The organism is Modestobacter versicolor (assembly GCF_041028285.1).
GTDB classification, from domain to species: Bacteria; Actinomycetota; Actinomycetes; order Mycobacteriales; family Geodermatophilaceae; genus Modestobacter; species Modestobacter versicolor_A.
The window spans coordinates 851515-877588 of the sequence record NZ_JABGDB010000002.1 but is presented as its reverse complement, the minus strand read 5'-3'; the positions used below and the strand labels follow the sequence as shown (position 1 = coordinate 877588).

The window sequence follows — 26074 nt, the reverse complement described above, 5'->3', positions numbered from 1 at the left end:
GCGGTGAGCGGTCAGGCACAGCGCAACGGCATGACGTTCGACCGGCACATGGTGCTGGACCAGCTCGGGGGCTGGCGGGGCATGGTCGACGCCTCGCTGCCGACCATCGCGTTCATCGTCGCCAACGGCATCGGCGGCCTGACCGTCGGCATCTGGGCGGCCGTCGCCGCGGCGGTGGTGGTGTTCCTGCTGCGGCTGGTCCGCCGGGAGAGCATCCAGCAGGCCATCAGCGGGCTGTTCGCCGTCGCGGTGGCCGTGGTGATCGCGGCCCGCACCGGCGAGGCGCGCGACTTCTTCGTCCTCGGCATCATCCGCAACGCCGCGATCGGCGTCGTCCTGCTCGGCTCGCTGCTGGTCCGCTGGCCGCTGGTCGGCGTGGTCGCCGAGTTCCTGGCGCCCAGCCACCTGGGCCAGATGTCCACCCACCGGCTGCCGTCGCTGCGCAGCCGGCTCACCCGCAAGCCCGCCGACCAGGCCGAGGCCGCGGTGCCCGAGCGGACCCCGGACGCACCGGCCGAGCGGCACTGGCGCGACGACCGCCGGATGCTGCGCGCCTACGGCTGGCTGACCGTGCTGTGGGGCGGGGTGTTCCTGCTGCGCGCGGTCGTCCAGTTCGTGCTCTACCGCGCCGACGAGGTGGAGCTGCTCGGCACGTCGTCCCTGGTGCTGGGCCTGCCGCTGACCGCGGTCGAGCTCGTGGTCACCCTCTGGGTGGTCGCCCGCCTGCACCGGCACCGCTCGGAGGAACCGGCCGCAGGCGACCCGCCCGCCGCCTGAGCAGCCTCGTCAGCAGCTCCCGTCGGGGCACATGACCTTCTGCAGCTGCTCCTCGATGTCGCCGTGGGTGACGAACAGCAGCTCGTCCCCGGCCTCGAGCGGCTCGTCCGGGTCGGGGTTGATCACCCGATCGCCGCGCAGGATGGCGGTGAGCACCGTCTCCCGGGGCAGCGGCACGTCCCGCACCGGCCGGCCCACCCACGGGGTGTCCTCGGCCAGGGTGATCTCCACCAGGTTCGCCGCGCCCTTGCGGAAGCTCATCAGCCGGACGACGTCGCCGACGGTCACCGCCTCCTCGACCAGGGCGGCCAGCACCCGCGGGGTGGAGACGGCGACGTCCACGCCCCAGGCCTCGGTGTAGAGCCACTCGTTGCGCGGGTCCTTCACCCGGGCGACCACCCGGTTCACCGCGAACTCGGTCTTGGCCAGCAGGGACACCACGAGGTTGGCCTTGTCGTCGCCGGTGGCGGCGATGACCACGTCGCAGGTGGCCAGCTGCGCCTCCTCCAGGGAGGTGACCTCGCAGGCGTCGGCCTGCACCCACTCCGCCCCGGGCACCGACCGCGGCTTCACCCGCGAACCGTTCTTCTCGATCAGCATCACGCTGTGCCCGTTGCCGAGCAGCTCGGTGGCGATGGAGCGGCCGACGGCGCCGGCGCCCACGATGGCGACGCGCATCAGTGCTTCCCTCCGGTGGGGCCCTGCTCGACGCACTCGTGGACCCGGCCGGCGAACTCATCGGTCGTGGCGACGACGAGGTGGTCGCCGGTCTGCAGGACGGTGGTAGCGGCGGGCAGCTGCGCCTCGCCGAAGCGGACGAGCCACGCCACCCGGGAGCCGGAGGCGGCCTCGAGCTCGGTCAGCGGGCGGCCGACCCAGGTGTCGGTGACGGTGACCCGCATCAGCAGCACCTTGCCCGTCGGCTCGCGCCAGATCTCGCTGACCTTGACCGAGAGCAGCTCGCGCAGCAGCCGGCTGACCGTCCACGGCACGGTCGCGACGCTGGGGATGCCCATCCGCTCGTAGACCTCGGCCCGCTTGGAGTCGTAGATCCGCGCGACGACGTGCTCGACGCCGAAGGTCTCCCGGGCGACCCGGGCGCTGATGATGTTGGAGTTGTCGCCGCTGCTCACCGCGGCGAAGGCGCCGGCGGTGTCGATGCCTGCGTCCAGCAGGGTCTGCCGGTCGAAGCCCAGCCCGGTGATCTGCCGGCCGGCGAACTCCGGGCCGAGCCGGCGGAACGCCTCGGGGTCCTGGTCGATCACCGCGACGCTGTGGCCGACGGCCTCGAGCCGCCGGGCGATCGCCGAGCCGACGCGTCCGCAGCCCATGACGACCACGTGCACCTTGTCCCACCCTGTCTGCTCGCCGGTCCCACGAGCCCTCGGCCGACCCCGCGCACCGCGGGGGCGTACAGCGCGCGAACGTACACCCGACCGGTGGCCACCGAGGCGGGCCAGGCCGCCGTCCCCACCCCTCCGGGGCGCCCCTGTGAGTGACGTCGCCCCGGGACGGCGGTCGGCGGGCCGCGGCGACCGTACGATCGCCCGCGTGCCGACCCTGTCCGACCTCGGGCAACTCCCGAAACGCCTCGTCCTCGGACGGCCGGTCCGCAGCGACCGCCTGGGGGAGTCCCTCCTCCCCAAGCACCTCGCGCTGCCGATCTTCGCCAGCGACCCGCTCTCCTCCGTCGCCTACGCGACCCAGGAGATCCTGATCTTCCTGACGCTGGCCGGGACGTCGTTCCTCTTCCTCACCCCGTGGCTGGCCGCGCTGGTCGTGGTGCTGCTGACCGTGGTGGTGCTGTCCTACCGCCAGGTGGTGCACGCCTACCCCTCGGGCGGCGGTGACTACGAGGTGGCGATGAAGAACCACGGGCAGTTCGCCGGCCTCGTGGTGGCCAGCGCCCTGCTCACCGACTACGTGCTCACCGTGGCGGTCTCGGTGAGCGCAGGCACCGACAACATCATCTCGGCCTTCCCCCGCCTCGACGAGCACCGCGTGCTGATCTCGGTGGTCCTGGTGGCCGTGCTGGTCGCGATGAACCTGCGCGGCGTGCGCGAGTCCGGCCGCACCTTCGCCGTCCCGACCTACGCCTTCATCGCCTGCATCATGGTGATGATCGTCACCGGCCTGGTGCGCGAGCTCGTCACCGACAACCCGGTCGTGGCCGAGAGCGCGCAGTACGCGGTGCTCCCGGAGCCCGGCTACGAGAACGTGACCGGCCTGGCGCTGATCTTCTTCGTGCTGCGCGCCTTCGCCTCCGGGTGCACAGCGCTCACCGGCGTGGAGGCCATCGCGAACGGCGTGCCGGCGTTCCGCCCGCCGAAGAGCAAGAACGCCGCGACCACGCTGGCGCTGATGGGCGGCATCGCGGCGACCATGTTCGCGGGGGTCACCGCACTGGCGCTGCTGTCGGACGTCAAGTACGTCGAGAACACCTGCGACCTGGTGGGCTTCGCCGACTGCGAGACCGAGCCGCAGCGGACCGTCATCGCCCAGGTGGCCGCGGCCGTCTTCGGCGGAGCGGACTCCCTCGGCTTCTTCTTCGTCCAGGCGGCCACCGCGCTGGTGCTCATCCTGGCGGCCAACACCGCCTTCAACGGCTTCCCGCTGCTGGGCTCGGTGCTCGCCCAGGACCGGTTCATGCCCCGCCAGCTGCACACCCGCGGGGACAAGCTGGTCTACAGCAACGGCATCCTGCTGCTCGCCGGGTTCGCGATCCTGCTGCTGGTCGTCTTCGACGCCGACTCGACGCAGCTCATCCAGATGTACATCGTCGGCGTCTTCACCAGCTTCTCCATCGGCCAGTGGGGCATGGTGCGGCACTGGAACCGCGAGCTCCGCGGGGCCACCGAGCCGGCGCTGCGCGGGCGGATGCAGCGGTCCCGCGTGATCAACGCGATCGGCGGCACGCTGACCACCGTCGTCCTGGCCATCGTGGTGGTCACCAAGTTCGCCGGCGGCGCCTGGATCGTCATCGCCGCGATGCCGGTCATCTTCCTGCTCATGCGGTCGATCAACCGGCACTACTCCAACGTCGCCCGCCAGCTGGTGCCCGACAGCGACGCCCGGACGAAGCCGAGCAAGGTGCACGCGGTCGTGCTGGTGTCCAAGGTGCACAAGCCGACGCTGCGGGCGCTCGCCTTCGCCCGGGCCACCCGGCCCGACGAGCTGACGGCGCTCACCGTCAACGTGGACGACGACGACACCCGCGCCCTGCAGGCCGACTGGGAGCGCTACGACATCCCGGTGCCGCTGACCGTGGTCGACTCGCCCTACCGGGAGATCACCCGCCCGGTTCTGGACTTCGTCCGGGACATCCGCCGGTCCAGCCCGCGCGAGCTGGTCGTCGTCTTCGTGCCGCAGTACGTCGTCGGCCACTGGTGGGAGAACCTGCTGCACAACCAGAGCGCGCTGCGGCTGCGCACCCGGCTGCAGTTCCAGCCGGGCGTGATGATCACCAGCGTGCCGTGGCAGCTGGAGAGCTCCCTGGACCGTGAACCCAAGGTGGAGGGTCAGGGCCCGGTGCCGGGCGACCTGCGCCGCGGGCTCACCGACGACGTGGAGCAGACCCCCTATGGATGAAGTCGAAGGACCCCGGCCTCCTCATCCCTCGCAGGCTCGGGACGAGCCTCGGGCCGGGGCCGGGGGCCGGAGGGCCGGCGCTGGTTGGGTGGGCGACCGCTTCGAGGTGACCGTGGGGCCGGTGGCGCACGGGGGGCACTGCGTGGCGCGGCACGAGGGCCGGGTGGTGTTCGTCCGGCACACGCTGCCCGGCGAGCGGGTGGTCGTGCAGGTCACCGAGGACCGACACGCCGGCTTCTGCCGCGCGGACGCCGTGGAGGTGCTCGAGGCCGCACCCGACCGGGTCGAGCGGCCCTGCCCGCACAGCGGCCCCGGGCGGTGCGGCGGGTGCGACTGGCAGCACGTCGGCCACGCCGGCCAGCTCGCGCTCAAGGCCGCCGTCGTCCGGGAGCAGCTGTCCCGGCTGGCCGGGCTCGACGTGCCGGTCGAGGTCGAGGCGCTGCCCGGCGGCCCGCTGCGCTGGCGGTCCCGGGCCCGGTTCGCCGTCGACCGCACCGGGCGGCCCGGCCTGCGCCGGCACCGCTCGCACGACGTCGTCGTCCTCGACGACTGCCCGATCACCGTCGAGCCGGCCACCCACGCCGTGCTGGGCCGCCGCTGGCCCGGCGCGGGCGGGATGGACGTCGCCGTCGACTCCGCGGGCGTGGTGACCACCACCCGGCTCGACCGCCGCGGCCAGGCCACCTCCACGCGGGTGCTGCGGCCGGGGGTCGACGTCCCGGAGGAGCCGGCCGGCCGGGCGCAGCGCTCGGCCGGCGGGCGCGACTGGGAGGTCGAGGGCACCGGCTTCTGGCAGGTGCACCCGGCCGCCGCCGACGCCCTCGTCGGTGCGGTGTCCGCGGCCGCTGCCGTCGAGCCGGGGGAGACGGTGCTCGACCTGTACGCCGGTGCCGGCCTCTTCGGTGGCGCGCTGGCCCCGGGGGTGGGGGGCGGCGGCCGGGTGGTGTGCGTCGAGTCCGACGCCGCAGCCTGCGCCGCCGCCGACGCCAACCTCGCCGACCTGCCCCAGGCCGAGGTCTGGCAGGGCGACGTCGACGCCCCCGGGCTCACCGAGCTGCTGGCCGACCTGGGCCGCCCGGACGTCGTCGTCCTCGATCCGCCGCGGGCCGGTGCCGGGCCCGACGTGAGCCGGGTCATCGCGGCCGCCGGGCCGCGGGCCGTCGTCTACGTGGCCTGCGACCCGGCGTCGCTGGCCCGGGACGTCGCGGTGTTCACCGGTGCCGGCTACCGGCTGGAGACGCTGCGTGCCTTCGACTGCTTCCCGATGACCGCCCACGTGGAGTGCGTGGCACTGCTGGTCCATGCGGGCTGAACGCCCCGCACGGACGTCGGCGGCCACGCTCGTCGCCGTGCTCCTGATGCTCCTCACCCTGGCCGGCTGCACCGGCGGCGCCGCCGGCACCGCGGGACGCGGCGTCGTCCCCGAGCGGACGGTCACCGACGTGCTCGCCGGGCAGCGGGTCCGGCTCGACCCCCCGACGTCGGGCCGCACCGTCGGGGTGGCGCTGTGGTTCCACGGCCAGACCGGCGACGTGGACAGCTACATGGGCTCGGCCTGGCTCGACGCCATCCGGGCCCGGGGCTGGGCGGTCGCCTCCTCGGACCTGCACGGCAACGCCTGGGGGAGCCCGGCGGCGGTCCGGGACGCCCGGGAGCTGGCCCGGTGGGCGGCCCGGCAGGCCCGCGCGGAGGTGCGGCTGCTCGTCGCCGGCTCGATGGGCGGCGCCACCTCGCTGAACGCCCTGCTCGACGGGGCCGTCAGCGCACCGTGCTGGTACGGCACGGAGGTCGTCGTCGACCTCGGCGCCGTCTCGGCCGTCCCGGGAGCCACGGCCGAGCTCCTCGACGTCTACGGGGGCCCGCCGCCGGCCCGCTCCAACCCCGCCCGCCGGCTGGCCGGGCTGCCGGCCTCGATGCGCTGGTTCGTGGTGACGTCGCCCGACGACACCTGGGTGCCCGCCGCCGCCCACGGCGACGTGCTCGTCGCCGCCCTCCGGGCCCAGGGTGCGTCCGTGGGCACCGCGGTGGCCTCCGGGGAGCACGGTGACCTCTCGTACTTCCGCCCCGAGGACCTGGTGGCCTTCGCCGACCGGTGCGCCGGGGACCGCTAGCCGGTCCGCAGGTCCTCCGGCATCAGCGTGCCGGCGACGACGGCGGAGGCGACCTCGCTCAACGGCCGGCGGTTCCGGCGGGCGTGCGAGCGCATCAGCTCGAAGGCCTCGGTGACGCCGGTGCCGGCCCGGGCGGAGAGCACGCCCTTGGCCTGCTCGATCAGCACCCGGCTGGTGAGCGCCGACTGCAGCTGCTCGGACAGCAGCGTCTGGTCCCGCGCGGCGCGCTCGTGCAGCAACCCGATCGTGGCGATGTCGGCCAGCGTCTGGCCCAGCGCCACCTGCGCAGGCGTGAACTCGACCCGCTCGGAGTTGAAGAGGCCCAGCGCGCCGATCACCTGCGCGCGCAGCCGCATCGGCAGCGCCTGCGACACGGAGAACCCGTGCCGCACCGCCGCGGCGCTGAAGACCGGCCACCGGTCGTCGGGGTGGACCAGGTCGACGTTGGCGATCAGCTCACCGGTGCTGAACGAGTCCAGGCACGGCCCCTCGTCCTGCTGCAGCTGGTACACCTCCAGCCGCTCGACCTCCCGCGTGGTCGCCGCCACCACCCGCAGGCCGCCGCGCTGGTCACCCAGCAGCATCCCGGCGGCGTCGCAGGGCAGCAGCTCCACGCACCGCTCGGTCACCACGTGCAGGAAGTCGACGACGTCGAAGGAGTCGACCAACGTGTCGGCCAGCTCCACGAAGACCTCTGCCATCCGGGCCTCTGGGGTCATGGTCTCCCTCTTCTCGAGCGATCGTGCGTCGTCGGTCAGTCGCTGAGCTGCAGCTCGCCGGCCAGCACCGCGGAGGCGACCTCGCCGATCGGGGTGCCGTCGGCGTAGGCCCGCGCCCGCAGCAGGGTCAGCGCGTCGACGAGGGTCACCCCGGCGTGCACCGACACCACCCCGGTCGCCTGGTGCACCTCGGCGCGGTCGTCGACGGCAGCCAGCCCCCCACCCCCGTGCACCTCGGCCTGCAGGTGCAGCAGCAGGGCGGTCGCGGCGTCGGCGAAGCAGAGCGCCTCGGCCAGCTCCGCCCCGGTGAGCGGCCCGGCGGTGTCCCGGTACAGGTCCAGCACGCCGAGCTGGATCGCCCCGACCCGCAGCGGGAAGGCGAAGACCGCGTGCAGCCCGGCGGCCAGCGCGCCGGCGGTGAAGCTCGGCCACCGGGGCCGGACGCCGCTGCCGAGGTCGGGCTGCAGCGCCGGCCGGCCCCACCGCGCCGCGTCGACGCAGGGGCCCTCGGTGAGGGTGAACTGCAGCTCCTCGACCACGCCCGCCCGGTGGTCGCTCACCGCGACCACCACCGCGCCCGACCCGGAGTCGGTGGTCAGGGACAGCCCCACGCCGGTCACCGCGGCGGCATGGGCGCAGTCGGCGACCAGCCGGTCGGCCAGCCCCTCGCCGTCCGGGCAGCCGCGCGCCAGCCCGGCGAGGATCTCGTTCACCCGAGGTGACACGGGGGGCGCCTCCAGCGGCAGGTCGCCGGTGGTGGTGCAGACGGTCGCGGGCCGGTCACAGCGGACCGCGTCCCCGCGTGGGGGAGCCGGCCAGGGCGCGCATGGCGGCCCGGACCGGGAGGGCGACCGGCTCGGGCTCACCGGCCGCCGCGGCGGTCACCGCCTGGGCGAGGTCGCGGATCCGCACGCCGGAGCCGGCGGCGGTGCGGACCAGCAGCGACCAGGCGTGCTGGGCGTCGCAGCCGTTGATGCCCATCAGCAGCCCCTTGGCCTGCTCGACGGCTGCGCGACCCTGGGTCGCCTCGCGCAGCGCGCGCACCTCGCCCTCGAGGTCGGCGAGCAGCGCGAGCGCGGCGGCCTCAGCCGCCGCCACCTCAGGTTCCTCCTCCGGGACCGGCCCAAGCACGTCGTCGAGGCCGGTGAGGTCGATCACTCGCCGCACCGGCCGGGAGACCGACGTGAGCCGGAACCGGTCGGCCATCCGCACCTTCGTCTGGGCCAGCACGCGCAGGGGCTCGCAGCTGATGAAGGTCACCGCGGCCAGGTCCGCCTCCACCAGGCCCTGCGGGTCGAGGCCGCAGGCCCGGTCGAGACGGGCGCGCAGCTCGGGCACCGTCGACCCGTCCTGCTCGCCGACCAGCCGCACCACCGACACCAGCACGCTGTGCCCGTCGGGTGGGCCAGCCGGTCCCGGGGCGGGCGGGCGGGCGTCGAAGGGGCCGTGCCGGTGCGGGTCCAGGACCATCTCAACCGACTCTCGGTGGCGGTGCACGAGTCGTCGAGCTGCCGGGTCCGGGGCGCCCACGGGGTTCTGCCGTGAACCTAGCGCACTTCGGGCGGATCGGAGGGTGTTCCGGCACGACCGTGCACGGCTCGGCACCGGCAGGTGACGCTTCGAACACACGTGCGATGCGGTGCCCCGTGCCGCGCCCACGGGTCGCACACTGGCGGGGTGGACGTCGCACTGCCCCCGGGCTGGCCGGACGAGGTGGCCCCGCCGGGGGCGCCGGACTGGGAGCGCACGGCGGTCGCGTGGCTGTACGACCTGGTGCCGCACGACTACCGGGCGCACGAGGTGCTGCGCCGGTACCCGGTGCTGCTGGCCCGGTTCGCCGCCGACCACGTCGCCGCGGGCCTCGAGGCGGCCCGCGCCGGCTGGCGCACCGTCCGCGTCGAGCTGGCCGACCAGCTGCCGGCCGAGGCGATGGAGGCGGCCATCAACGCCTACGAGCGGGAGGGCGCCCGGCTGACCCGGGCCGCCCGCGGGGTCGAGGTGGTCGCCGGGGCGCTGCGCGGGGAGCGCTGGGTGCCCCGGCTCTGAGTGCCCGCGCTCACCGGGCGGGCCGCCGGTTCGCAGTTACAGTGGGACCCCCACCGGTTGCGCCCCACCGGACGCCGCCGTCGTCGAGAGGACCCTGCCCCGTCGTGTCGTTGCTCCGCTCGCTGACCGGGCCCGATGACCTCCGGGCACTGCGGCCCGACCAGCTCCCCGTGCTCGCCGCAGAGATCCGCGACGCCCTGGTCACCAGCGTCGCCAGGACCGGCGGCCACCTCGGCCCCAACCTGGGCGCGGTCGAGCTGACGATCGCGCTGCACCGGGTCTTCCACTCCCCGCGCGAGCCGATCGTGTTCGACACCGGCCACCAGGCCTACGTGCACAAGCTGCTCACCGGCCGGCTGGAGGGCTTCACCCAGCTGCGCCAGCGCGGCGGGCTGTCCGGCTACCCGAGCCGCGCGGAGAGCGAGCACGACTGGGTGGAGAACAGCCACGCCTCCACGTCGCTGTCCTACGCCGACGGCCTGGCCAAGGCCTTCGCCGTCCGCGGCGACTCCCGGCCGGTGGTCGCGGTCATCGGCGACGGCGCGCTCACCGGGGGCATGGCCTGGGAGGCGCTGAACAACATCGCCGCCGCCGACGACCGGCCCGTGGTCATCGTCGTCAACGACAACGGCCGCTCGTACTCGCCGACCATCGGCGGGGTCGCCGACGCGCTGGCCACGCTGCGGCTGCGGCCCGGCTACGAGGACGCGCTGGCGGCGGTCCGCCAGGCGCTGCACAAGGCGCCCGTCGTCGGCTCGACGCTCTACGACGCGCTGCACGCCATCAAGAAGGGCCTCAAGGACGTCCTGTCGCCGCAGGGCATGTTCGAGGACCTCGGCATGAAGTACGTCGGACCGGTCGACGGCCACGACGTGGAGATGATGGAGTCCGCGCTCCGCCGGGCGCGGTCCTTCGGCGGCCCGGTCATCGTGCACGCCGTCACCACCAAGGGCTTCGGCTACCCGCCGGCCGAGACCGACACGATCGACGCCTGGCACTCCACCGGGGTCTTCGAGCCCGACAGCGGGCTGTCCTCCGCCGCCGCCGGCCCGGAGTGGACCGACGTCTTCTCCGACGAGCTGGTGCGGATCGGCACCGAGCGCTCCGACGTCGTCGCGATCACCGCGGCGATGCTGCACCCGACCGGACTGGCCTCCTTCGCCGAGCGGTTCCCCGAGCGGACCTTCGACGTCGGCATCGCCGAGCAGCACGCCCTCACCTCCGCGGCCGGGCTGGCGATGGCCGGGCTGCACCCGGTCGTGGCGGTCTACTCCACCTTCCTCAACCGCGCGTTCGACCAGCTGCTGATGGACGTCGCGCTGCACGGCCAGCCGGTCACCGTCGTGCTGGACCGCGCCGGCGTCACCGGGTCCGACGGCGCCTCGCACAACGGCATGTGGGACATGTCGATCTGCTCGGTCGTGCCCGGGCTGCAGCTGGCGGCGCCGCGCGACGAGCCCACCCTGCGCGAGGCGCTGCGCGAGGCGGTCGCGGTCACCGACGGCCCCACCGTCGTCCGCTTCCCCAAGGGCGCGCTGCCGGTGGAGCTGCCCGCGCTGGAGCGCCGCGGGCCGGTCGACGTGCTGCGCCGCGGTGCCACCCCGGAGGTGCTGCTGGTCGCCGTCGGGTCGCTGGTGCCGATGTGCCTGGCCGTCGCCGAGCGGGCCGCCGACCACGGCATCGAGGTCACCGTCGTCGACCCGCGCTGGGTGCTGCCGGTCTCGACCGAGCTGCTGGCGATGGCCGCGGCGCACCGGTTGGTGGTCACCGTCGAGGACGGCGGCCGGGCCGGTGGCGTCGGGTCGATGCTGTCCCGCGCGCTGCAGGACGACGACTGCGACGTGCCGGTCCGCACCCTCGGCCTGCCGCAGCGCTTCTTCGACCACGGCAGCCGCGGCCAGGTGCTCGCCGACGCCGGCCTCACCGAGCAGGACGTCGCCCGCCGGATCGTGGAGTGGGCGGCGCGGGTCGCCGACCGCGGTGCCGCCGAGCAGCAGACCGAGCGGGCCGAGGGCCAGCAGCAGTAGAAGGACCCCCGTGCCCCCCACCACTCGCTCGCTCGTGCCGGGACCCTGCACGAGGGCCGGAGGAGCATCATGATCATCGCCGAGATCCAGGTGGCGCCGTCGCCGCCGGGCACCGCGGACGACCCGCACGCCCACGTCGAGGCCGCGATCCGCGTCTTGCAGGCGTCCGGGCTGCGGTGCGAGGTGGGTGCGCTCGGCACCACGCTGGAGGGCGACGCCGACGCGGTGTGGGCCACCCTGCGGGCCGCGCACGAGGCGATGCTGGCCGCGGGGGCGACCGGTGGCATCTCCCACCTCAAGGTGGCGAGCGTGCACCGCACCATGGACAGCCTCACCCACGAGTTCCGCTGAGGCACGGCCCGGCACACGTCGGCAGCCGCCCCCCGCGGGGGTGGCCGACCGGACAGCCGGCACCGGCCCACCGGGACCGCGCCACGCCGTCTAGCAGCAGGTCTGCGCCACGGTAGACGTCTGTGACGTATCGGGAACTTTCGATCACGGGCTCATAACGGTGATCGATTGTGCTTGCCGCCACAGTGTGAGGCCGCGCACCATCACGCCCGGCACTGTTACAGACCTCAACGAAACGGCAGGACCTGATGGCGGTACGGCGCACCCTCATGACGGCTCTCGCAGCCACGCTCGTGTTCGGGTTGGCTGCCTGCGGCAGCGACGACGACGGCGGCGGCAGCGGTGGCGGTGGCGGCGGCAGCGAGGAGGCCGCCGGCAAGGTCGGGGTCATCCTCCCCGACACCGAGTCCTCTCCCCGGTGGGAGTCCTTCGACCGCCCGCTGCTCGAGGCGGCGTTCGAGGACGCCGGGATCGAGTACGACATCCAGAACGCCGAGGGCGACGCCCAGCGGATGGCCACGATCGCCGAGCAGATGATCACCGAGGGCGTCACCGTCCTGGCGATCGTCAACCTGGACAACGCCTCCGGCGCCCAGATCCAGCAGCAGGCCGCCCAGCAGGGCGTGCAGACGATCGACTACGACCGGCTCACCCTCGGTGGCTCGGCGGAGTACTACGTCTCCTTCGACAACGCCCAGGTCGGGCAGCTGCAGGGCCAGGGCCTCGCGGACTGCCTCGGCGACACCACCGCGAACATCGCCTTCCTCAACGGCTCGCCCGACGACAGCAACGCGACGCTGTTCGCCAGCGGTGCGCACGAGGTCCTCGACGCGATCCCGACCTACACCCAGGTCGCCGAGCAGGCCGTCCCCGGCTGGGACCCGGCCGAGGCGGCGACGATCTTCGAGCAGATGTACACCCAGGCCGGTGGCAACATCCAGGGCGTCCTGGCTGCCAACGACACGCTGGCCAACGCGGCGATCCAGACCCTGGCCCGCAACGGCCAGGCCGGTCAGGTGCCCGTCACCGGGCAGGACGCCTCGGTCGAGGGCCTGCAGAACATCCTCGCCGAGCGTCAGTGCATGACGGTGTTCAAGCCGGCCTCCGAGGAGGCCGGGGCGCTGGCCGAGCTGGCCATCTCGCTGATCAACGGCGAGGACGCGCCGGACATCATCAACGGCGAGTCGGAGGACACCGAGGGCGACCGCCAGGTCCCGTCCGTGCTGCTCGACCCGGTCTCCATCACCCGGGACACGGTCAAGCAGGTCACCGACGACGGCCAGGTGACCGCCGCAGAGCTGTGCACCGGTGAGTACGCCGCCGCCTGCACCGAGCTCGGCATCTCCTAACCCATCCCCACCCTCGGGGCGTCCTCCTCCCGGGAGGGCGCCCCGAGGCTCGTCGCAGGCAGGAAGGCCAACCATGAGCGTTCCGCAGTCCGAGGACGGCACGCCCGTCCTCGAACTCCGTGGCGTGAACAAGAGCTTCGGTGCGGTGCAGGTCCTCCACGGGGTCGACCTGAAGGTCTACACCGGCAAGGTCACCGCACTGGTCGGCGACAACGGCGCCGGCAAGAGCACGCTGATCAAGTCCATCGCCGGCATCCACCCCATCGACAGCGGCGAGATCCTGTTCGAGGGCCGGCCGGTGCAGGTCGCCGGCCCCCGCGACTCCGCTGCGCTGGGCATCGAGGTCGTCTACCAGGACCTCGCGCTGGCCGACAACCTCGACGTCGTGCAGAACATGTTCCTGGGCCGTGAGCGCACCAAGGGGATCCTGCTCGACGAGGCGTCCATGGAGCAGGCGGCCCGGGACACCCTGGCCCGGCTGTCGGTGCGGACGCTGAAGTCCGTGCGCCAGCTGGTCTCCAGCCTGTCCGGCGGTCAGCGGCAGACGGTCGCGATCGCCAAGGCCGTGCTCTGGGAGTCCAAGGTCGTCATCCTCGACGAGCCCACGGCCGCCCTGGGCGTCGCGCAGACCCGGCAGGTGCTCGACCTGGTGCGCCGGCTGGCCGACACCGGGCACGCGGTCGTCTTCATCTCGCACAACATGGTCGACGTCTTCGAGGTGGCCGACCGGGTCGCCGCGCTCTACCTGGGCCGGGTCGCCGCGGACGTGCCGATCTCCACGGTCGACCGCAGCCAGGTCATCGAGCTCATCACCGCCGGTCGCTCCGGGGACCTCGGCATGGCGCCCGCCGCCGCAGCAGAAGTTGGGATCTGAGGACACCGATGTCGACCAGCACCACCCCCACCAGCAACGTCGAGCCCGGCGGTTCCGCACCGTCCGGCTTCGAGGGCGACCGCCCCGACGGCTCCCTCGGCGGCGTCGTCCGCGGCTACCTCAACCGCATCCGCGGCGGTGACCTCGGCGCCCTGCCGGCCATCCTGGGCATCGTCGCGCTCACGCTGCTCTTCTACGCGCTGCGCCCCAACACCTTCCTGACCCCGCTCAACCTCACCAACCTGCTCGTGCAGGCCGCGCCCATCACGCTGCTGGCGATGGGCCTGGTCTTCGTCCTGCTGCTCGGCGACATCGACCTGTCCGCCGGCGTGGTCAGCGGCGTCTGCGCCGCGGTCGCCGCGCAGCTGCTCGCCGACGCCGGGGCGTCCTGGTACGTCGCGGTGCTCGGTGCCCTGCTCACCGGTGCGCTCATCGGGCTCTTCACCGGCGTCGTCGTCTCCCTGATCGGGATCCCGTCGTTCGTCGTCACCCTGGCGCTGTTCCTGGGCTTCCAGGGGGTGACCCTGCGGCTGATCGGCCAGGGCGGCACCGTGCCGATCCGGGACGAGACCGTGCGGGCGATCACCAACAGCAACCTGCCCGTCGGGCTCGGCTGGGCGCTCACCGCGGCGGCGATCGTGCTCTACGCGCTGCTGCAGCTGAACCGGTGGCGGGTGGCGAACGCCCGGGGCCTGTCCAACCAGCCGCTGCTGGTGGTGGTCGCCCGCATCGTGGTCATCGGCGCCGTGCTGGTGGTGGTGACCGCGGTGCTCAGCGTCGACCGCGCGCTGTCGGCCGCCGTCGACCTCAAGGGCATCCCGTACGCGGTGCCGCTGGTGGTCGTGCTGCTGCTGGCGCTCACGTTCCTCGCCGGCCGCACCACCTTCGGCCGGCACGTGTACGCCGTCGGCGGCAACACCGAGGCGGCCCGCCGCGCCGGCATCAACGTCACCAAGATCCGGGTGCTGGTCTTCGTGCTGTCCTCGTCGATGGCGGCGGTCAGCGGGCTCGTCGCCGCCTCCCGGCTCGCCTCGGTCACCCCGGGCTCCGGTGGCGGCAACACGCTGCTCTACGCGGTGGGGGCGGCGGTCATCGGCGGCACCAGCCTCTTCGGTGGCCGCGGCCGGGTGCGCGACGCCGTCCTCGGTGGTCTGGTGGTCGCGATCATCGCCAACGGCCTCGGCCTGCTGGGCGTCGACGCGTACCTGAACTTCATCATCACCGGCGCCGTCCTGCTGCTGGCCGCGAGCGTCGACGCCCTGGCGCGTCGCCGGGCGGCCGCGACAGGACACTGACGGTCCGGTCGTCCGGAGCACCCGCGAGGGCTCCGGACGACCGGACCGCCGGACCGGAGGGGTGCAGGTGGCCGAGGACGTGACGCCGTGACCAGGGACGTGCCGCCGTGACCAGGGACGTGCCGCCGTGACCAGGGACGTGCCGCCGTGACCAGGTACGCGCTGCTGCTGCGCGGCATCAACGTCGGCCGTGCGCACCGGGTGCCGATGGCCGAACTGCGGGAGCTGTTGACGGCGGAGGGGCTGGGCGGGGTCCGCACGCTGCTGCAGAGCGGCAACGTGGTCGCCGAGTCCGAGCTGCCGCCCGACGAGCTGGCCCGGTCGATGGCGGCGGCGCTGCACGACCGGTTCGGCTTCGAGGTCCCGACGCTCGTCCGCACCGCCGCGGAGCTGCTGGACGTGGTGGCCCGGGACCCGCTGCGCGCCGTGGTGGACGACCCGAGCCGGTACGTCGTCTGGTTCGCGGCCACCGCGCTGCCGGCCGAGCTGGGGGAGTGGCTGCAGACGGTCAAGCCGGGCGACGACGCCTACGCGGTCGAGGGCCGGGAGCTGTACCTGTGGTGCCCGCACGGGCAGCTGCAGAGCCCGCTGGCCGCCGCACTGGCGAAGCGGACCGGCGGTCCGTCCGGCACGGCCCGCAACTGGAACACCGTCACGAAGCTGGCGGACCTGCTGGCGGCGGGCGGCGCTCCCCGCTGATCACCACGTTCGCTGACCAGCACCGCCGCTGACCGTGACCGCCGCCGTGGGTCAGCCGGCGGCGACGGCCTCGGTGAGCGCGTCGCGGGTCAGCTCGACCTGCCACTCGCGGGCCCCGCCGGCCCGCAGCGCGTCGGCGACGGCGTCGGCGCCGGCCGGGGACGGCGGGCTCCACATCAGCCGGCGGACGAGGTCGGGGGACAGCACGTTCTCCACCGGCACCGACCACTGCTCGGAGATCTGCGCCAGCGAGGCCCGGGCCGCCTTGAGCCGCGCTGCCGCGGCCGGGTCGCGGTCGCCCCAGCGGTTGACCGGCGGCGGGCCGTCGCCGGGCTTGCTGTGCAGCGGCAGCTCCGCCTCGGGCAGCGCCCGGCCGCTGGTGATGGCGCCGAACCAGGTGCCCACCAGCTTGCGGTTGGCCCGGCCGCGGAACACCGGCAGCTCCAGCAGTGCGCCCTCGTCCCGCGGGTCGGCCTGCACGGCGGACACGATGGCCGAGTCCGGCAGCACCCGCCCGGGGGCGATGTCGCGCCGGCGGGCGAGCTCGTCGCGGGCCTGCCACAGCGCCCGCAGGACGCCCAGCTGCCGGCGGCTGCGCAGCCCGTGCATCCCCGACGTCCGGCGCCAGGGGTCGACCCGCGGCGCGGGCGGGCCGGCGGCCAGGATCGCCTCGAACTCCTGCCGCGCCCACTCGGTCTTGCCCTGCTCCTCGAGGATGCCGGCCAGCGCGTCGCGCAGCTCGACCAGCACCTCGACGTCCAGGGCGGCGTAGACCAGCCAGTCCTCGGGCAGCGGGCGGGTGCTCCAGTCGGCGGCCGAGTGGCCCTTCTGCAGCGAGAACCCGAGCAGCGACTCGACGACGGCGCCCAGCCCCACGCGCGGCAGGCCGGCCAGCCGGGCGGCCAGCTCGGTGTCGAACAGCCGGCTGGGCACCAGGCCGAGCTCGGCCAGGCACGGGAGGTCCTGGTTGGCCGCGTGCAGCACCCACTCGGCGTCGCCGATGGCGGCCTGCACCGCGGAGAGGTCGGGCAGCGGGACGGGGTCGATCAGGCCGGTGCCGGCCCCGGCCCGGCGCAGCTGCACCAGGTAGGCGCTCTGCCCGTAGCGGTAGCCCGAGGCGCGCTCGGCGTCCACGGCGACCGGTCCGCTCCCGGCGGCCAGCGCGTCGGCGTAGGCCACCAGGGCGGTCGAGGTCTCGATGGTCGGCGGCAGCCCGTCGCGGGGGGCCAGCAGCGGGACGGCGGTCGGCCCGTCCTCGGTGGCGTCCGCCGGGTCTGCAGCAGCCGCAGCCGTTTCGCCCACCGGGTCGGTAGGCGCAGCCGCCGGTGCCTCCGCTGGGGGCGTGGGCTCGGTGAACTCGACCGGGGGCACGGCCCGAGTGTGCTCGCTGCTCAGCGGAGGCCCTCCACGCGGATGGCCGGCAGGCACGCCGGTGACCTCACGGTCGGTGCGGACTGCTCCACCTCGTCGCCGATCCCCTCGTCAGTGTGCCGGTCCCGGACGCCACCAGGGCCGGGCCGCCGGCTCTCCCCGGCAGACGAGGAGTCTAGGCGCCGCTCTCGGCGGGCTGCCCGTTCGAGGTGAGCAGGTGGATGCCGGGCGGGGGCAGGCCGGCCGCGTTGCCGAGCACCTCGAGGAAGGCGGTGAGGTGCTTGTCCAGGTCGGTGCCCTCGGCGGTCCAGGAGGCCCGGATCTCCACGTCGACGGAGTGCTCGGGGGCGGCGATGGAGCCGAACCGGGTGGAGGCGGTGCGGGTGACCGTGCCGCCGACGGAGTGGTGGCCCGCGCCGTGCTCGACCAGCGCGTCGGTCAGCCAGCTCCAGGCGACCTCGGAGAACATGCTGTCGTCGACCATCTCCGAGTCGGTGGCGGCCGAGACGTAGCCGACGCAGCGGGTGGTGCCCTGCCAGGCCTCGTGGCCCTCCGGGTCGAACAGCACGATGAACCGCCCGCTGGCGATCTCCTCGTCGTCGTCCAGCGGGTCGCCGACCCGGATGCCGACCGCGTGCGCCCACGGCGCGAGGCGCTGCGGGGCCGGGATGTGCTCCACGACGACCTCGGCGCGCGGGTGTACGGTCGCCAGCGCCGCGAGGGCGGCCTCGAAGTCGGCGGGTCGCTGCGCGGGCGGCGGGGTGGCGTCGTCCGTGCGTCTGCGCTGCTGGGCCACGTGCGCAGGGTAGGTCGCCCGCGTCGCGATGGCCCCTCGTGACGCGCCGCCGTGCCCTCCCCGTGACCCGCCCGAGCGCCCGCGACCGCCGGGCGCGGCGTCTGGGAGGATCGGCAGTCGTGGGAACAGCAGCAGGACCGGCAGACTCCGACCTCGTCCGCGCGGCCCGGGGTCTCCCGGTCAGCCGCACCCCGGTGTGGTTCATGCGCCAGGCGGGCCGGTCGCTGCCGGAGTACCGGGCGCTGCGGGCCGGCACCGCGATGCTGCAGGCCTGCCAGGACCCCGACCTGGTCACCGAGATCACCCTGCAGCCGGTCCGCCGGCACGGGGTGGACGCCGCCATCCTGTTCTCCGACATCGTGCTGCCGCTTGTGGTGGCCGGGGTCGACATCGAGATCAAGCCCGGCATCGGGCCGGTGGTGGCCTCCCCGGTCCGCACCGTCGCCGACGTCGACGCGCTGCCGCCGCTGGAGCCCGACCGGCTGGACTTCCTGGCCACCGCGGTCCGCCGGCTGGTCGCCGAGCTGGGGGACACCCCGCTCATCGGGTTCGCCGGTGCGCCGTTCACCCTCGCCACCTACCTGATCGAGGGCGGCCCCTCCAAGGAGCACGCCCGGACCAAGGCCTTCATGTACGCCGAGCCCGAGGCGTGGCAGCGGCTGCTGGAGCGGCTGGCGGTCAGCGCGGCCACCTTCCTGCGCGTCCAGGTCGACGCCGGGGCCAGCGCCGTCCAGCTGTTCGACTCCTGGGCCGGGGTGCTGTCGGCCACCGACTACGCCGCCCGGGTGCTGCCGCACTCGCGCTCGGTCTTCGACGGCCTGGCCGCCGACGACGTGCCGAAGGTGCACTTCGGGGTGGGCACCGGGGAGCTGCTGCCGCTGATCGGCGAGGCCGGCGTCGACGTCGTGGGCGTCGACTGGCGGGTGCCGCTGGACGAGGCCGCGCGCCGGGTCGGCCCGGGCTACTCGCTGCAGGGCAACCTCGACCCCGCCGTGCTGCTCGCCGACCGGGCGACCGTCGACCGCGAGGTGCGCCGGGTGGTCGAGCAGGGCCGGGCCGCCCGCGGGCACGTGTTCAACCTCGGCCACGGCGTGCTGCCCGACACCGACCCCGGGGTCCTGACGCACGTGGTGGAGCTGGTGCACGAGCTGTCGGCGCGATGACCGCCCGCCGGCTGGTCGTGGTCGGTGCCGGCATCACCGGGCTGACCGCGGCCTGGGAGTGGCGGCGCACCCACCCGGACGACGAGGTGGTCGTGCTGGAGGCCGGGGCGCGGACCGGCGGCAAGCTGGACCGCATCGACCTGGCCGGCCGCTGGTACGACACCGGCCCGGAGGCGGTGCTCGCCCGGGTGCCCGAGGCGGTCGAGCTCGTCGAGGCGCTGGGCCTGGCCGACCAGCTGGTGCCGGCCCGCACCACCTCGGCTTCGATCGTCCTGCCGGAGGGCCGCCACCCGCTGCCCGCGGGCACGATGCAGGGCGTCCCGACCACCGCCGACGGGCTCGACGGGGTGCTCACCCCGGCCGGGGTGGCCCGGGTGCGCGCCGAGGCCGAGCTGCCGCCGCTGCGGCTGGCCGGCGACGTCTCCGTGGGCGCGCTGCTCCGCGAGCGGCTCGGCGACGAGGTCGTCGACCGGCTGGTCGAGCCGCTGCTCGGCGGGGTCTACGCCGGCCGCCCCGACGACCTGTCCCTGGCCGCGACCATGCCCGCGCTCGCGGCGCAGCTGCCCGGGGCGACGACGCTGCTCGGCGCCGCGATCGCCGCCCGCGACGCCGGTGCGCGCAGCCGCGGTGACGTCGAAGGCCCGGTCTTCGTCACCGTCCGGGACGGCATCGGCTCGCTGCCGCAGGCGCTGGTCGAGGCGTCCCGCGCCGACGTCCGGCTGGACACCGCCGTGACGGCGCTGCGCCGGGTGCCCGGCGGGTTCGAGCTCGACGTCGAGGGCGGGGGGACGCTGACCGCGGACGCCGTCGTGCTGGCCACCCCGGCCGCGCCGACCGCCCGCCTGCTGGCCGACGTGGCGCCGGACGCCGTCGAGCCGCTGCGGGGCATCCCGTACGCCTCGATGGCCGTGGTGGCGATGGCCTTCCCCGACCAGCCGGTGGCGGCCGGGTCCGGGCTGCTGGTGCCGCCGGTGACCGGGCGGATGGTGAAGGGCGTGACCGTCTCGTCGTCGAAGTGGCCGCACCTGTCCGGGCCGGCGGAGGCGCCCGTGCTGCGGGTGCGCTCGTCGGTGGGCCGGTACGGCGACGACGCCGCGCTCGGCCGGGACGACGAGGACCTGACGGCCGCGGTGGTCGCCGACGTCGCCGAGCTGCTGGACCTCGAGCGTCCCGAGCCGCTGCAGACCCGGCTGGTCCGCTGGGCCGACGGGCTCCCGCAGTACCTGGTCGGCCACCCGCAGCGGGTGGCGGCGATCCGGTCGGCGGTCGAGGCCGTCCCCGGGCTGGCCGTGGCCGGTGCCGCCTACGCCGGGGTCGGCGTGCCCGCCTGCATCCGCGACGCCCGCCGGGCCGTCGCCGCCCTCGGCTGAGCGCCGCGACGGGGCAGCGAGTCTCACAGGGGACCCCATGGGGCGGGTCGCCGCGGCGCGCCACAATGGGGGCATGAGCGAGCAGACCGAAGAGCGCAGCATCGGCAAGCGTGCCAACGAGCTCAACGCGATGATCCGCTACACGATGTGGTCGGTGTTCAAGCTGGCCCGCCCGCTGGGTGACGACCAGCGCGCTGCGGCCGCCGACGAGGTCACCGCGCTGTTCGACGAGCTGGCCGGCAAGGACGTCGTCGTCCGGGGCGTGTACGACGTGGCGGGCCTGCGGGCCGACGCCGACCTGATGATCTGGTGGCACGCCGAGACCCCCGACGCCCTGCAGGAGGCCTACGGCCGGTTCCGCCGGACGACGCTGGGCCGGCAGCTGGACCCGGTCTGGTCGCAGATGGCGCTGCACCGCCCGGCGGAGTTCAACCGCAGCCACGTGCCGGCCTTCCTCGCCGACGAGGAGCCGCGGCGCTACGTCTGCGTCTACCCCTTCGTCCGCTCCTACGAGTGGTACCTGCTGCCGGAGGAGGAGCGGCGGGACATGCTCAAGGAGCACGGCATGCAGGCCCGCCCGTACCCCGACGTGCGGGCCAACACCGTGTCGTCGTTCGGCCTGGGCGACTACGAGTGGATGCTCGCCTTCGAGGCCGACGAGCTGCACCGCATCGTCGACCTGATGCGTGACCTGCGGGCCAGCCGCGCCCGCCGGCACGTCCGCGAGGAGGTGCCGTTCTACACCGGCACCCGCAAGCAGGTCGCGGAGCTCGTCGCCGACCTGCCCTGACGGGTGCTCTTGCGGTGTTCCTCCAGCTCCCGCGGAGTTGCAGCACCGCAGGAACAGGCGCCACACCGCAAGAGCCGAACCGCAGACAGCACAGCGCCCCCGCCCCGGTGATCCCGGGCGGGGGCGCTGTGCCGTGCTGTGGTCAGGCCTCGGTGGGGGAGAGCGTGATGCTCACCGAGTTGATGCAGTAGCGGTCGCCGGTGGGGGTCTGCGGCGCGTCGGCGAAGACGTGCCCGAGGTGGCTGTGGCAGGTGCCGCAGAGCGCCTCGGTGCGCAGCATGCCGTGGCTGGTGTCGTCCCGGAGGACGACGTTGTCGCTGCTGGACGGTGCGTAGAAGGACGGCCAGCCGCAGTGCGAGTCGAACTTGGTCTCGGAGCGGAAGAGCTCGGCGCCGCAGGCCCGGCAGGAGTAGACGCCGACGGTCTTGGTGTCGACGTACTCACCGGTCCACGGCCGCTCGGTGCCGGCCTCGCGGAGGACGGCGTACTCCTCCGGCGACAGCTCGGCGCGCCACTCCTCGTCGCTCTTGACGACCTGGGGCTGGTGGGCGGATGTGGTCATGTCCCCACCGTACGGCGCGCCCGCCACCTGCCGCAGGGCCCGCTCAGCGCTGGGCGGGGGTCAGTCCTGCCACCAGCGGAGCAGCCGCTCGCGCAGCTCCTCCAGCGCGGTGCGCAGCTGGAAGCCGGTGCTCGCCGTCTCGCCCGAGGTGCCGGTCAGCCGCACCTCCTGGTCGCCCACCGGCAGCGCCAGCGGGACCGAGAAGGCGATGGACACCTGCCCCTCGGCGTCGGCGACGGCGCTGCCCAGCTGGCCGCGGGTGCGCGAGGGCAGCGACGCGTCCACCTCCTCGCCGGGGGCGAAGCCGTTCCCGGTCACGGTCACCGGGTCGCCGCCCAGGGGGTACGGCTCGCTGATCGTGGCGGTCGCCGGGACCTCCGCCGCGGTGGACGCCCCGCCCGACGTCGCCCGGTCGTGGTCGCCGCCCGTCCGGGTGCCGTCGCCGTCCGCGGCCGTGGTCCGGGCGTCGGCGGGGCCGGCGAGCGCAGGCGCAGCGCCGGCCACCGGACCACCGACCGCCAGGACGGCGAGCGCCAGGCCGACGACGGCGGGGCGGAGGCGGCGCGCGGACACGGAACTCCTCGGCGACCCGGGCGCGGGCCCGTCGGGCGGGGGGACGTTCCCGATCCTCCCAGCGCGCAGAGCGACGGTCGAGCAACTTCCGGTAACGAAAGCCGATGGTCATCCGGCGTCCACCGGGAGTCCGCGGACCGGGTCCCCGGCGGGGCTCGTACCGTGGGCCCGGCGCCGCGTCCGGTGGCGCCGCCGTCCGCCGAGAGGACCCATGAGCACCCCGCAGCCCCTGGCCGACACCTGGTTCACCCGCGACCTCCCCGTGCTGCGGGCGATCGTCCGGCTCATCGACGAGCCACCGCACGGCAGCGCCCCGTACCTGGGGGCGGTCGTGCCGGCCAGCGGGCTGCCCAAGCCGCAGGTGGTGTCCGCGGCCAACGCGCTGGTCACCGCCGGCTACGTCGAGGCGCTCACCAACCACGCCGGGGAGGTCGTCCGGTTCACCGCCGTCTCGGCCGAGGCGCGGCGGCTGACCGGGCTCTGGCCGACGCCGCAGGGGGAGTGGGACCGGCTGCTCGAGCAGCTGGCGGCCCGGGCCGCCGGCGCGATGACCGACGTGGAGCGCGCCCGGTGGCGGGCCCTCGCGGACGCCGCCACGGCGATCGGCCCGGACGACGGCGCCCTGCTGATGTCCGCGCTCATCGGCGGGTACGTGCCGCGCGGCCGCTGAGCAGCGGGTCCAGACGCAACGACGCCCCCGTCCGGTTTCCCGGGCGGGGGCGTCGTCGGTGGTTCGAGAGGGGCGTCAGCTCCTCGGTCTCAGATCAGACCGGGTTGACGTTCGCCGCCTGCGGGCCCTTCTGGCCCTGCTCGATGTCGAACGAGATGCGCTGGCCCTCATCGAGCGAGCGGTACCCGCTGGTCTGGATGGCCGAGTAGTGGACGAAGACGTCCGGGCCGCCGCCATCGGGGGTGGCAAAGCCGAACCCCTTCTCGGCGTTGAACCACTTCACTGTTCCTTCGGGCATTGCTCGCTCCTAGCTGAGGTCGTGCGTCGGGGTCCTGCCAGAGCGCAGGGCCTTCCCGACGTGCAGAACCCTAGCGGCTCCGGGCGCTCCGCGGGAGTCCAGGGGCCAGAAGATCCTCGGCGAGCCACGCAGGCAGGGGCCAGCAGCTACAGCAGCCGCCGGGGACCCCCGGCCGGTGCGTCGTCCGGCCAGGCCTCCCGGACGTAGGCGTTCTCCACCCGGACGGCCTCGACGGGCGGGGCGCCGGCCGGCAGGGCCAGCGGCGCCGGGCGCCACGAGGGCACGGTGATCGGCTCGGGGTCGGCCCACTCCTCGGCGGCGCGGCGCGCCGCCTCGAGCCGGGCGGCCTGCACGTGCCGGTGCCACCGGTTGCCGAGCACGTCGACGGCGACCAGCACGGCCACCAGCACGGCCACGGTCAGGAAGGCGTCGGCCACGGCGGTCGCGACGTCGAGGGCGGTGACCTCCATCCAGCTGACCTGCGCCAGCTGGTGGCCCACGACCTCGATGACGACGTACAGCACGCCGTACACCAGGAACGCGACCCTCATGGACCTGCCTCTCCGTCGTCGGACCGACCGTGCCCTCACAACGGCAGGCGGTGCCCGCGACGGGAGCCCCGGAGCCGCCCGGGCGGCCCTGTGTCACCCCACGGGGTGAGCGGTCAGGGGGTGAGCGGTCAGGGGGCGAGCGGTCAGGGGGCGAGCGGTCAGGGGGTGAGCGGTCAGGGGGCGAGCGGTCAGGGGGCGAGCGGTCAGGGGGCGAGCGGTCAGGGGGCGAGGACCTCGTCCCACGGGCGCACCGTCCACTGCGCCACCACGCCGTGGACGACGAACGGGTCGCCGGCGATGAACTCCTCGGCCGCCTCCCGGGTGGTGAACACCGCCAGGGCGTCACCGTTCATCGGCTCGTCCAGGGTGCCGGCCATCAGCAGCACCCCGCGGTCCCGGAACTCGTGCAGCCGGGTCACGTGGTCCGGTCCGTGCTGCATCGCGAGCGGCAGGAAGTCCTCGACGGCGCGGTAGCTCATCACGTGCTTCATGCCCCCGCATCCTGGCCGTGCCCGGTGACCGGGGCCAGACCCTGCCCGCACGGGGTCACGGGCGGCCGGACACCCCGCCCGTCCGGGTCAGGGGAGCCGGGTGAGCGTCCCGTCGATCACGTCCTGGACGACCTGGCGCAGGGGGAGCCCACGGCGGCGGGCGTACGAACGGAGCACGGTGAAGGCGACGTCGACGTCGACCCCGGTGCGCTCGGCCAGGATGCCCTTGGCCTGCTCCAGCGCGATCCGGCTGGTCAGCGCGTGCTGCAGCTGCTCGGCCAGCTGCTCCCGGGCCTCCAGGGAGCGCTGCTGGACGATCGCGATGGTAGCCACGTCGGCCAGCGCCCGGGCCAGCTTCATGTCAGCCTCGCTGAGCGCGCCGGGAGCCACCCGGAAGACGTTGAAAGCCCCGATCACCTCGGTGCGCAGGCGCAGCGGGATGGCCTGGGCCGAGGCGAAGCCGGCCTCGGACAGTCGCGGGGTGAAGGCGGGCCAGGCAGCCGCCATGGCCGCCGGGTCGGTCTTCGTGACCTGCCGGCCGGTGCGGAAGGCCTCCAGGCACGGGCCCTCGTCGTGCTGCAGCTCGAAGAGCTCCACCAGCCGGGCGGCGTGCGTCGAGGCGGCGAACACCTGCAGGCCGCCCTGGTGGTCGGCCAGCATGATGCCGCCGGCGTCGGCATCGACGAGGGCCACGGTGCGCTCGACCAGGGTGCTGAGGAAGTCCAGCAGGTCGAAGTCGTCGACCAGCGTGTCGGCCAACTCGACGAAGGTGTCTGCGATGAGCAGCTCACGGCCCGTCACGACGACTCCTCGTCTGCAGCAGCGGTGGAGGGAGGTGGTGCGACGGTGCCGGCGGCACTGTGGTCGAACCGTAGCCGTCGGGCGACCACGTCGCCCGCGAGCTCGAGCACCGATCGGTCCGTGGCGAACGCGTGTGCGCGCAGGCGCAGCAACGCGGCGGCCAGACCGACGTCGAGCTGGACGGAGATCATCCCGGTCGCCTGGTGCACCACGGCCCTGCGGTCCACCACCTCGGCGAGCGGGGAGGTCGCTCGTGCACCACCCTCGACGTCCTCGAGCCGGCCGTACTGGAGGTGCAGCAGGACGGCGGTGGCCGCGTCGGCGTAGGCGAGGGCGGTGGAGAGCTGGAAGTCGTCGAGCGGCCCGCGGCTCTCCTCGTACAGGTCGAGCACCCCGATCGTGACCGCGCCGACGTGCAGCGGGAACGCGAAGGAGGCGACGACGCCGCGGTCCACGGCGCCTGCGCTGAACGCCGGCCAGCGCGCGCCGGCCTGCCGGGTCAGGTCCGGGACCAGCACAGGGCGCCTCGACGCGACGGCGTCGACGCACGGGCCCTCGCCGAGCAGGAACTGCAGGTCCTCCATCGCACGGGCGAGGCCCTCGGTGGCGGCGAGCACGCTGCCCACGGCGGCCGCGCTCATCACCGCCAGCCCGACGCCGCTGACCGTCGTGGCGTTGCGGCACCCCTCGACCAGGTGCCCGGGCCAGGCCGCCATCGGTCCGACGGTGGCGAGCTCGGCCAGGATGTCGGCCGTTCGGAGGCCGGTCACGGCGTCCATCGGCGGGAGTCCGCTGGCTCGGA

29 protein-coding genes are annotated in these 26074 nt (G+C 74.5%); 15 read left to right on the top strand and 14 right to left on the bottom strand.

Annotation, left to right across the window (positions count from 1 at the left end; translation table 11 throughout):
- Positions 1-3: 3 nt before the first annotated feature.
- Positions 4-777: a DUF3159 domain-containing protein gene (locus HL054_RS10570; protein ID WP_369138936.1), complete on the top strand. Its 774-nt coding sequence runs from the start codon at positions 4-6 to the stop codon at positions 775-777.
- A 9-nt stretch (positions 778-786) separates the two neighbouring features.
- Here the strand turns inward: HL054_RS10570 and HL054_RS10565 are convergent, their stop codons facing one another.
- Together HL054_RS10565 and HL054_RS10560 are read right to left on the bottom strand one after the other, a co-directional pair.
- Positions 787-1455 (bottom strand): potassium channel family protein, encoded by a 669-nt coding sequence (locus tag HL054_RS10565; protein WP_369138934.1) that lies wholly within the window; start codon positions 1453-1455, stop codon positions 787-789.
- Positions 1455-2123 (bottom strand): potassium channel family protein, encoded by a 669-nt coding sequence (locus HL054_RS10560; protein ID WP_369138933.1) that lies wholly within the window; start codon positions 2121-2123, stop codon positions 1455-1457. Before HL054_RS10560 ends, HL054_RS10565 begins: the two co-directional genes overlap by 1 nt.
- A 205-nt stretch (positions 2124-2328) precedes the next feature.
- Here HL054_RS10560 and HL054_RS10555 point away from each other — a divergent pair, with 205 nt between their 5' ends.
- From HL054_RS10555 to HL054_RS10545, 3 genes are all read left to right on the top strand, one after another.
- On the top strand, positions 2329-4365 hold the full coding sequence (locus HL054_RS10555) for an APC family permease (protein ID WP_369138932.1): 2037 nt from the start codon (positions 2329-2331) through the stop codon (positions 4363-4365).
- A gap of 88 nt (positions 4366-4453) precedes the next feature.
- The gene (locus HL054_RS10550; protein ID WP_369138931.1) at positions 4454-5677 is read left to right on the top strand and encodes a class I SAM-dependent RNA methyltransferase; all 1224 of its coding nucleotides are present in this window, start codon (positions 4454-4456) and stop codon (positions 5675-5677) included.
- Positions 5678-5714: 37 nt separating this feature from the next.
- Positions 5715-6476 (top strand): alpha/beta hydrolase family protein, encoded by a 762-nt coding sequence (locus tag HL054_RS10545; protein WP_369138930.1) that lies wholly within the window; start codon positions 5715-5717, stop codon positions 6474-6476.
- Here the strand turns inward: HL054_RS10545 and HL054_RS10540 are convergent.
- Genes HL054_RS10540 through HL054_RS10530 form a run of 3 tightly spaced genes read right to left on the bottom strand, consistent with a single transcriptional unit; the run spans position 6473 to position 8665 of the window.
- The gene (locus HL054_RS10540; RefSeq protein ID WP_369138929.1) at positions 6473-7195 is read right to left on the bottom strand and encodes a GAF and ANTAR domain-containing protein; all 723 of its coding nucleotides are present in this window, start codon (positions 7193-7195) and stop codon (positions 6473-6475) included. The two genes, HL054_RS10545 and HL054_RS10540, sit on opposite strands and share 4 nt — an antisense overlap.
- Positions 7196-7230: 35 nt before the next feature.
- Positions 7231-7920 carry an ANTAR domain-containing protein gene (locus tag HL054_RS10535; protein ID WP_369138928.1) on the bottom strand — a complete coding sequence of 230 codons (690 nt, stop codon included), beginning with the start codon at positions 7918-7920 and terminating at the stop codon, positions 7231-7233.
- Between the two features lie 55 nt (positions 7921-7975).
- The gene (locus HL054_RS10530) at positions 7976-8665 is read right to left on the bottom strand and encodes an ANTAR domain-containing protein (RefSeq protein WP_369138926.1); all 690 of its coding nucleotides are present in this window, start codon (positions 8663-8665) and stop codon (positions 7976-7978) included.
- 207 nt (positions 8666-8872) lie between these two features.
- Here HL054_RS10530 and HL054_RS10525 point away from each other — a divergent pair, with 207 nt between their 5' ends.
- The 7 genes from HL054_RS10525 to HL054_RS10495 all read left to right on the top strand — a co-directional run bounded on the left by HL054_RS10525 (position 8873) and on the right by HL054_RS10495 (position 15836).
- Positions 8873-9241, top strand: a complete 369-nt coding sequence (locus HL054_RS10525) for a hypothetical protein (RefSeq protein ID WP_369138925.1) — start codon at positions 8873-8875, stop codon at positions 9239-9241.
- 104 nt (positions 9242-9345) lie between these two features.
- Entirely contained in the window at positions 9346-11268 is a 1923-nt protein-coding gene (gene dxs / locus HL054_RS10520; protein WP_369138924.1) for a 1-deoxy-D-xylulose-5-phosphate synthase, read from the top strand.
- A 69-nt stretch (positions 11269-11337) separates the two neighbouring features.
- Positions 11338-11619 carry a thiamine-binding protein gene (locus HL054_RS10515; protein ID WP_369138923.1) on the top strand — a complete coding sequence of 94 codons (282 nt, stop codon included), beginning with the start codon at positions 11338-11340 and terminating at the stop codon, positions 11617-11619.
- A 269-nt stretch (positions 11620-11888) separates the two neighbouring features.
- Positions 11889-12968 carry a sugar ABC transporter substrate-binding protein gene (locus HL054_RS10510; protein ID WP_369138921.1) on the top strand — a complete coding sequence of 360 codons (1080 nt, stop codon included), beginning with the start codon at positions 11889-11891 and terminating at the stop codon, positions 12966-12968.
- 73 nt (positions 12969-13041) lie between these two features.
- The gene (locus HL054_RS10505) at positions 13042-13842 is read left to right on the top strand and encodes an ATP-binding cassette domain-containing protein (RefSeq protein ID WP_369138920.1); all 801 of its coding nucleotides are present in this window, start codon (positions 13042-13044) and stop codon (positions 13840-13842) included.
- 8 nt (positions 13843-13850) lie between these two features.
- Positions 13851-15137 (top strand): sugar ABC transporter permease, encoded by a 1287-nt coding sequence (locus HL054_RS10500; protein WP_369138919.1) that lies wholly within the window; start codon positions 13851-13853, stop codon positions 15135-15137.
- 147 nt (positions 15138-15284) lie between these two features.
- Entirely contained in the window at positions 15285-15836 is a 552-nt protein-coding gene (locus tag HL054_RS10495) for a DUF1697 domain-containing protein (protein WP_369138918.1), read from the top strand.
- A gap of 51 nt (positions 15837-15887) precedes the next feature.
- Here the strand turns inward: HL054_RS10495 and HL054_RS10490 are convergent, their stop codons facing one another.
- Both HL054_RS10490 and HL054_RS10485 read right to left on the bottom strand, forming a co-directional pair.
- Positions 15888-17138 carry an HRDC domain-containing protein gene (locus tag HL054_RS10490; protein WP_369138917.1) on the bottom strand — a complete coding sequence of 417 codons (1251 nt, stop codon included), beginning with the start codon at positions 17136-17138 and terminating at the stop codon, positions 15888-15890.
- Between the two features lie 244 nt (positions 17139-17382).
- Positions 17383-18003 (bottom strand): DUF3000 domain-containing protein, encoded by a 621-nt coding sequence (locus HL054_RS10485; protein ID WP_369138916.1) that lies wholly within the window; start codon positions 18001-18003, stop codon positions 17383-17385.
- A gap of 119 nt (positions 18004-18122) precedes the next feature.
- Between HL054_RS10485 and hemE the strand changes: the two genes are divergently transcribed.
- The 3 genes from hemE to hemQ all read left to right on the top strand — a co-directional run bounded on the left by hemE (position 18123) and on the right by hemQ (position 21326).
- On the top strand, positions 18123-19166 hold the full coding sequence (gene hemE / locus HL054_RS10480; RefSeq protein ID WP_369138915.1) for a uroporphyrinogen decarboxylase: 1044 nt from the start codon (positions 18123-18125) through the stop codon (positions 19164-19166).
- Positions 19163-20536, top strand: coding sequence for a protoporphyrinogen oxidase (gene hemG, locus HL054_RS10475; RefSeq protein WP_369138914.1), 1374 nt, complete (start codon positions 19163-19165; stop codon positions 20534-20536). Before hemE ends, hemG begins: the two co-directional genes overlap by 4 nt.
- Before the next feature lie 73 nt (positions 20537-20609).
- A complete protein-coding gene (gene hemQ / locus HL054_RS10470) occupies positions 20610-21326 on the top strand; it encodes a hydrogen peroxide-dependent heme synthase (RefSeq protein WP_369138913.1) in 717 nt (238 codons plus the stop codon).
- 142 nt (positions 21327-21468) lie between these two features.
- Here hemQ and msrB read toward each other — a convergent pair whose 3' ends face one another.
- Both msrB and HL054_RS10460 read right to left on the bottom strand, forming a co-directional pair.
- Complete coding sequence (msrB, locus tag HL054_RS10465; protein WP_369138912.1) at positions 21469-21888, bottom strand: peptide-methionine (R)-S-oxide reductase MsrB; 420 nt, start codon at positions 21886-21888, stop codon at positions 21469-21471.
- A 60-nt stretch (positions 21889-21948) separates the two neighbouring features.
- Positions 21949-22461: a hypothetical protein gene (locus HL054_RS10460; RefSeq protein WP_369138911.1), complete on the bottom strand. Its 513-nt coding sequence runs from the start codon at positions 22459-22461 to the stop codon at positions 21949-21951.
- A 211-nt stretch (positions 22462-22672) separates the two neighbouring features.
- Between HL054_RS10460 and HL054_RS10455 the strand changes: the two genes are divergently transcribed.
- The gene (locus HL054_RS10455; RefSeq protein WP_369138910.1) at positions 22673-23131 is read left to right on the top strand and encodes a hypothetical protein; all 459 of its coding nucleotides are present in this window, start codon (positions 22673-22675) and stop codon (positions 23129-23131) included.
- A 94-nt stretch (positions 23132-23225) separates the two neighbouring features.
- Here HL054_RS10455 and HL054_RS10450 read toward each other — a convergent pair whose 3' ends face one another.
- The 5 genes from HL054_RS10450 to HL054_RS10430 all read right to left on the bottom strand — a co-directional run bounded on the left by HL054_RS10450 (position 23226) and on the right by HL054_RS10430 (position 26042).
- Entirely contained in the window at positions 23226-23429 is a 204-nt protein-coding gene (locus HL054_RS10450; protein WP_014741881.1) for a cold-shock protein, read from the bottom strand.
- 146 nt (positions 23430-23575) lie between these two features.
- On the bottom strand, positions 23576-23980 hold the full coding sequence (locus tag HL054_RS10445; RefSeq protein WP_369138909.1) for a hypothetical protein: 405 nt from the start codon (positions 23978-23980) through the stop codon (positions 23576-23578).
- A gap of 218 nt (positions 23981-24198) precedes the next feature.
- Complete coding sequence (locus HL054_RS10440) at positions 24199-24471, bottom strand: YciI family protein (protein ID WP_369138908.1); 273 nt, start codon at positions 24469-24471, stop codon at positions 24199-24201.
- 87 nt (positions 24472-24558) lie between these two features.
- Positions 24559-25272, bottom strand: a complete 714-nt coding sequence (locus tag HL054_RS10435) for a GAF domain-containing protein (RefSeq protein ID WP_369138907.1) — start codon at positions 25270-25272, stop codon at positions 24559-24561.
- A complete protein-coding gene (locus HL054_RS10430) occupies positions 25269-26042 on the bottom strand; it encodes a GAF domain-containing protein (RefSeq protein WP_369138906.1) in 774 nt (257 codons plus the stop codon). The genes HL054_RS10435 and HL054_RS10430 overlap by 4 nt, the downstream gene beginning before the upstream one ends.
- Positions 26043-26074: the final 32 nt, after the last annotated feature.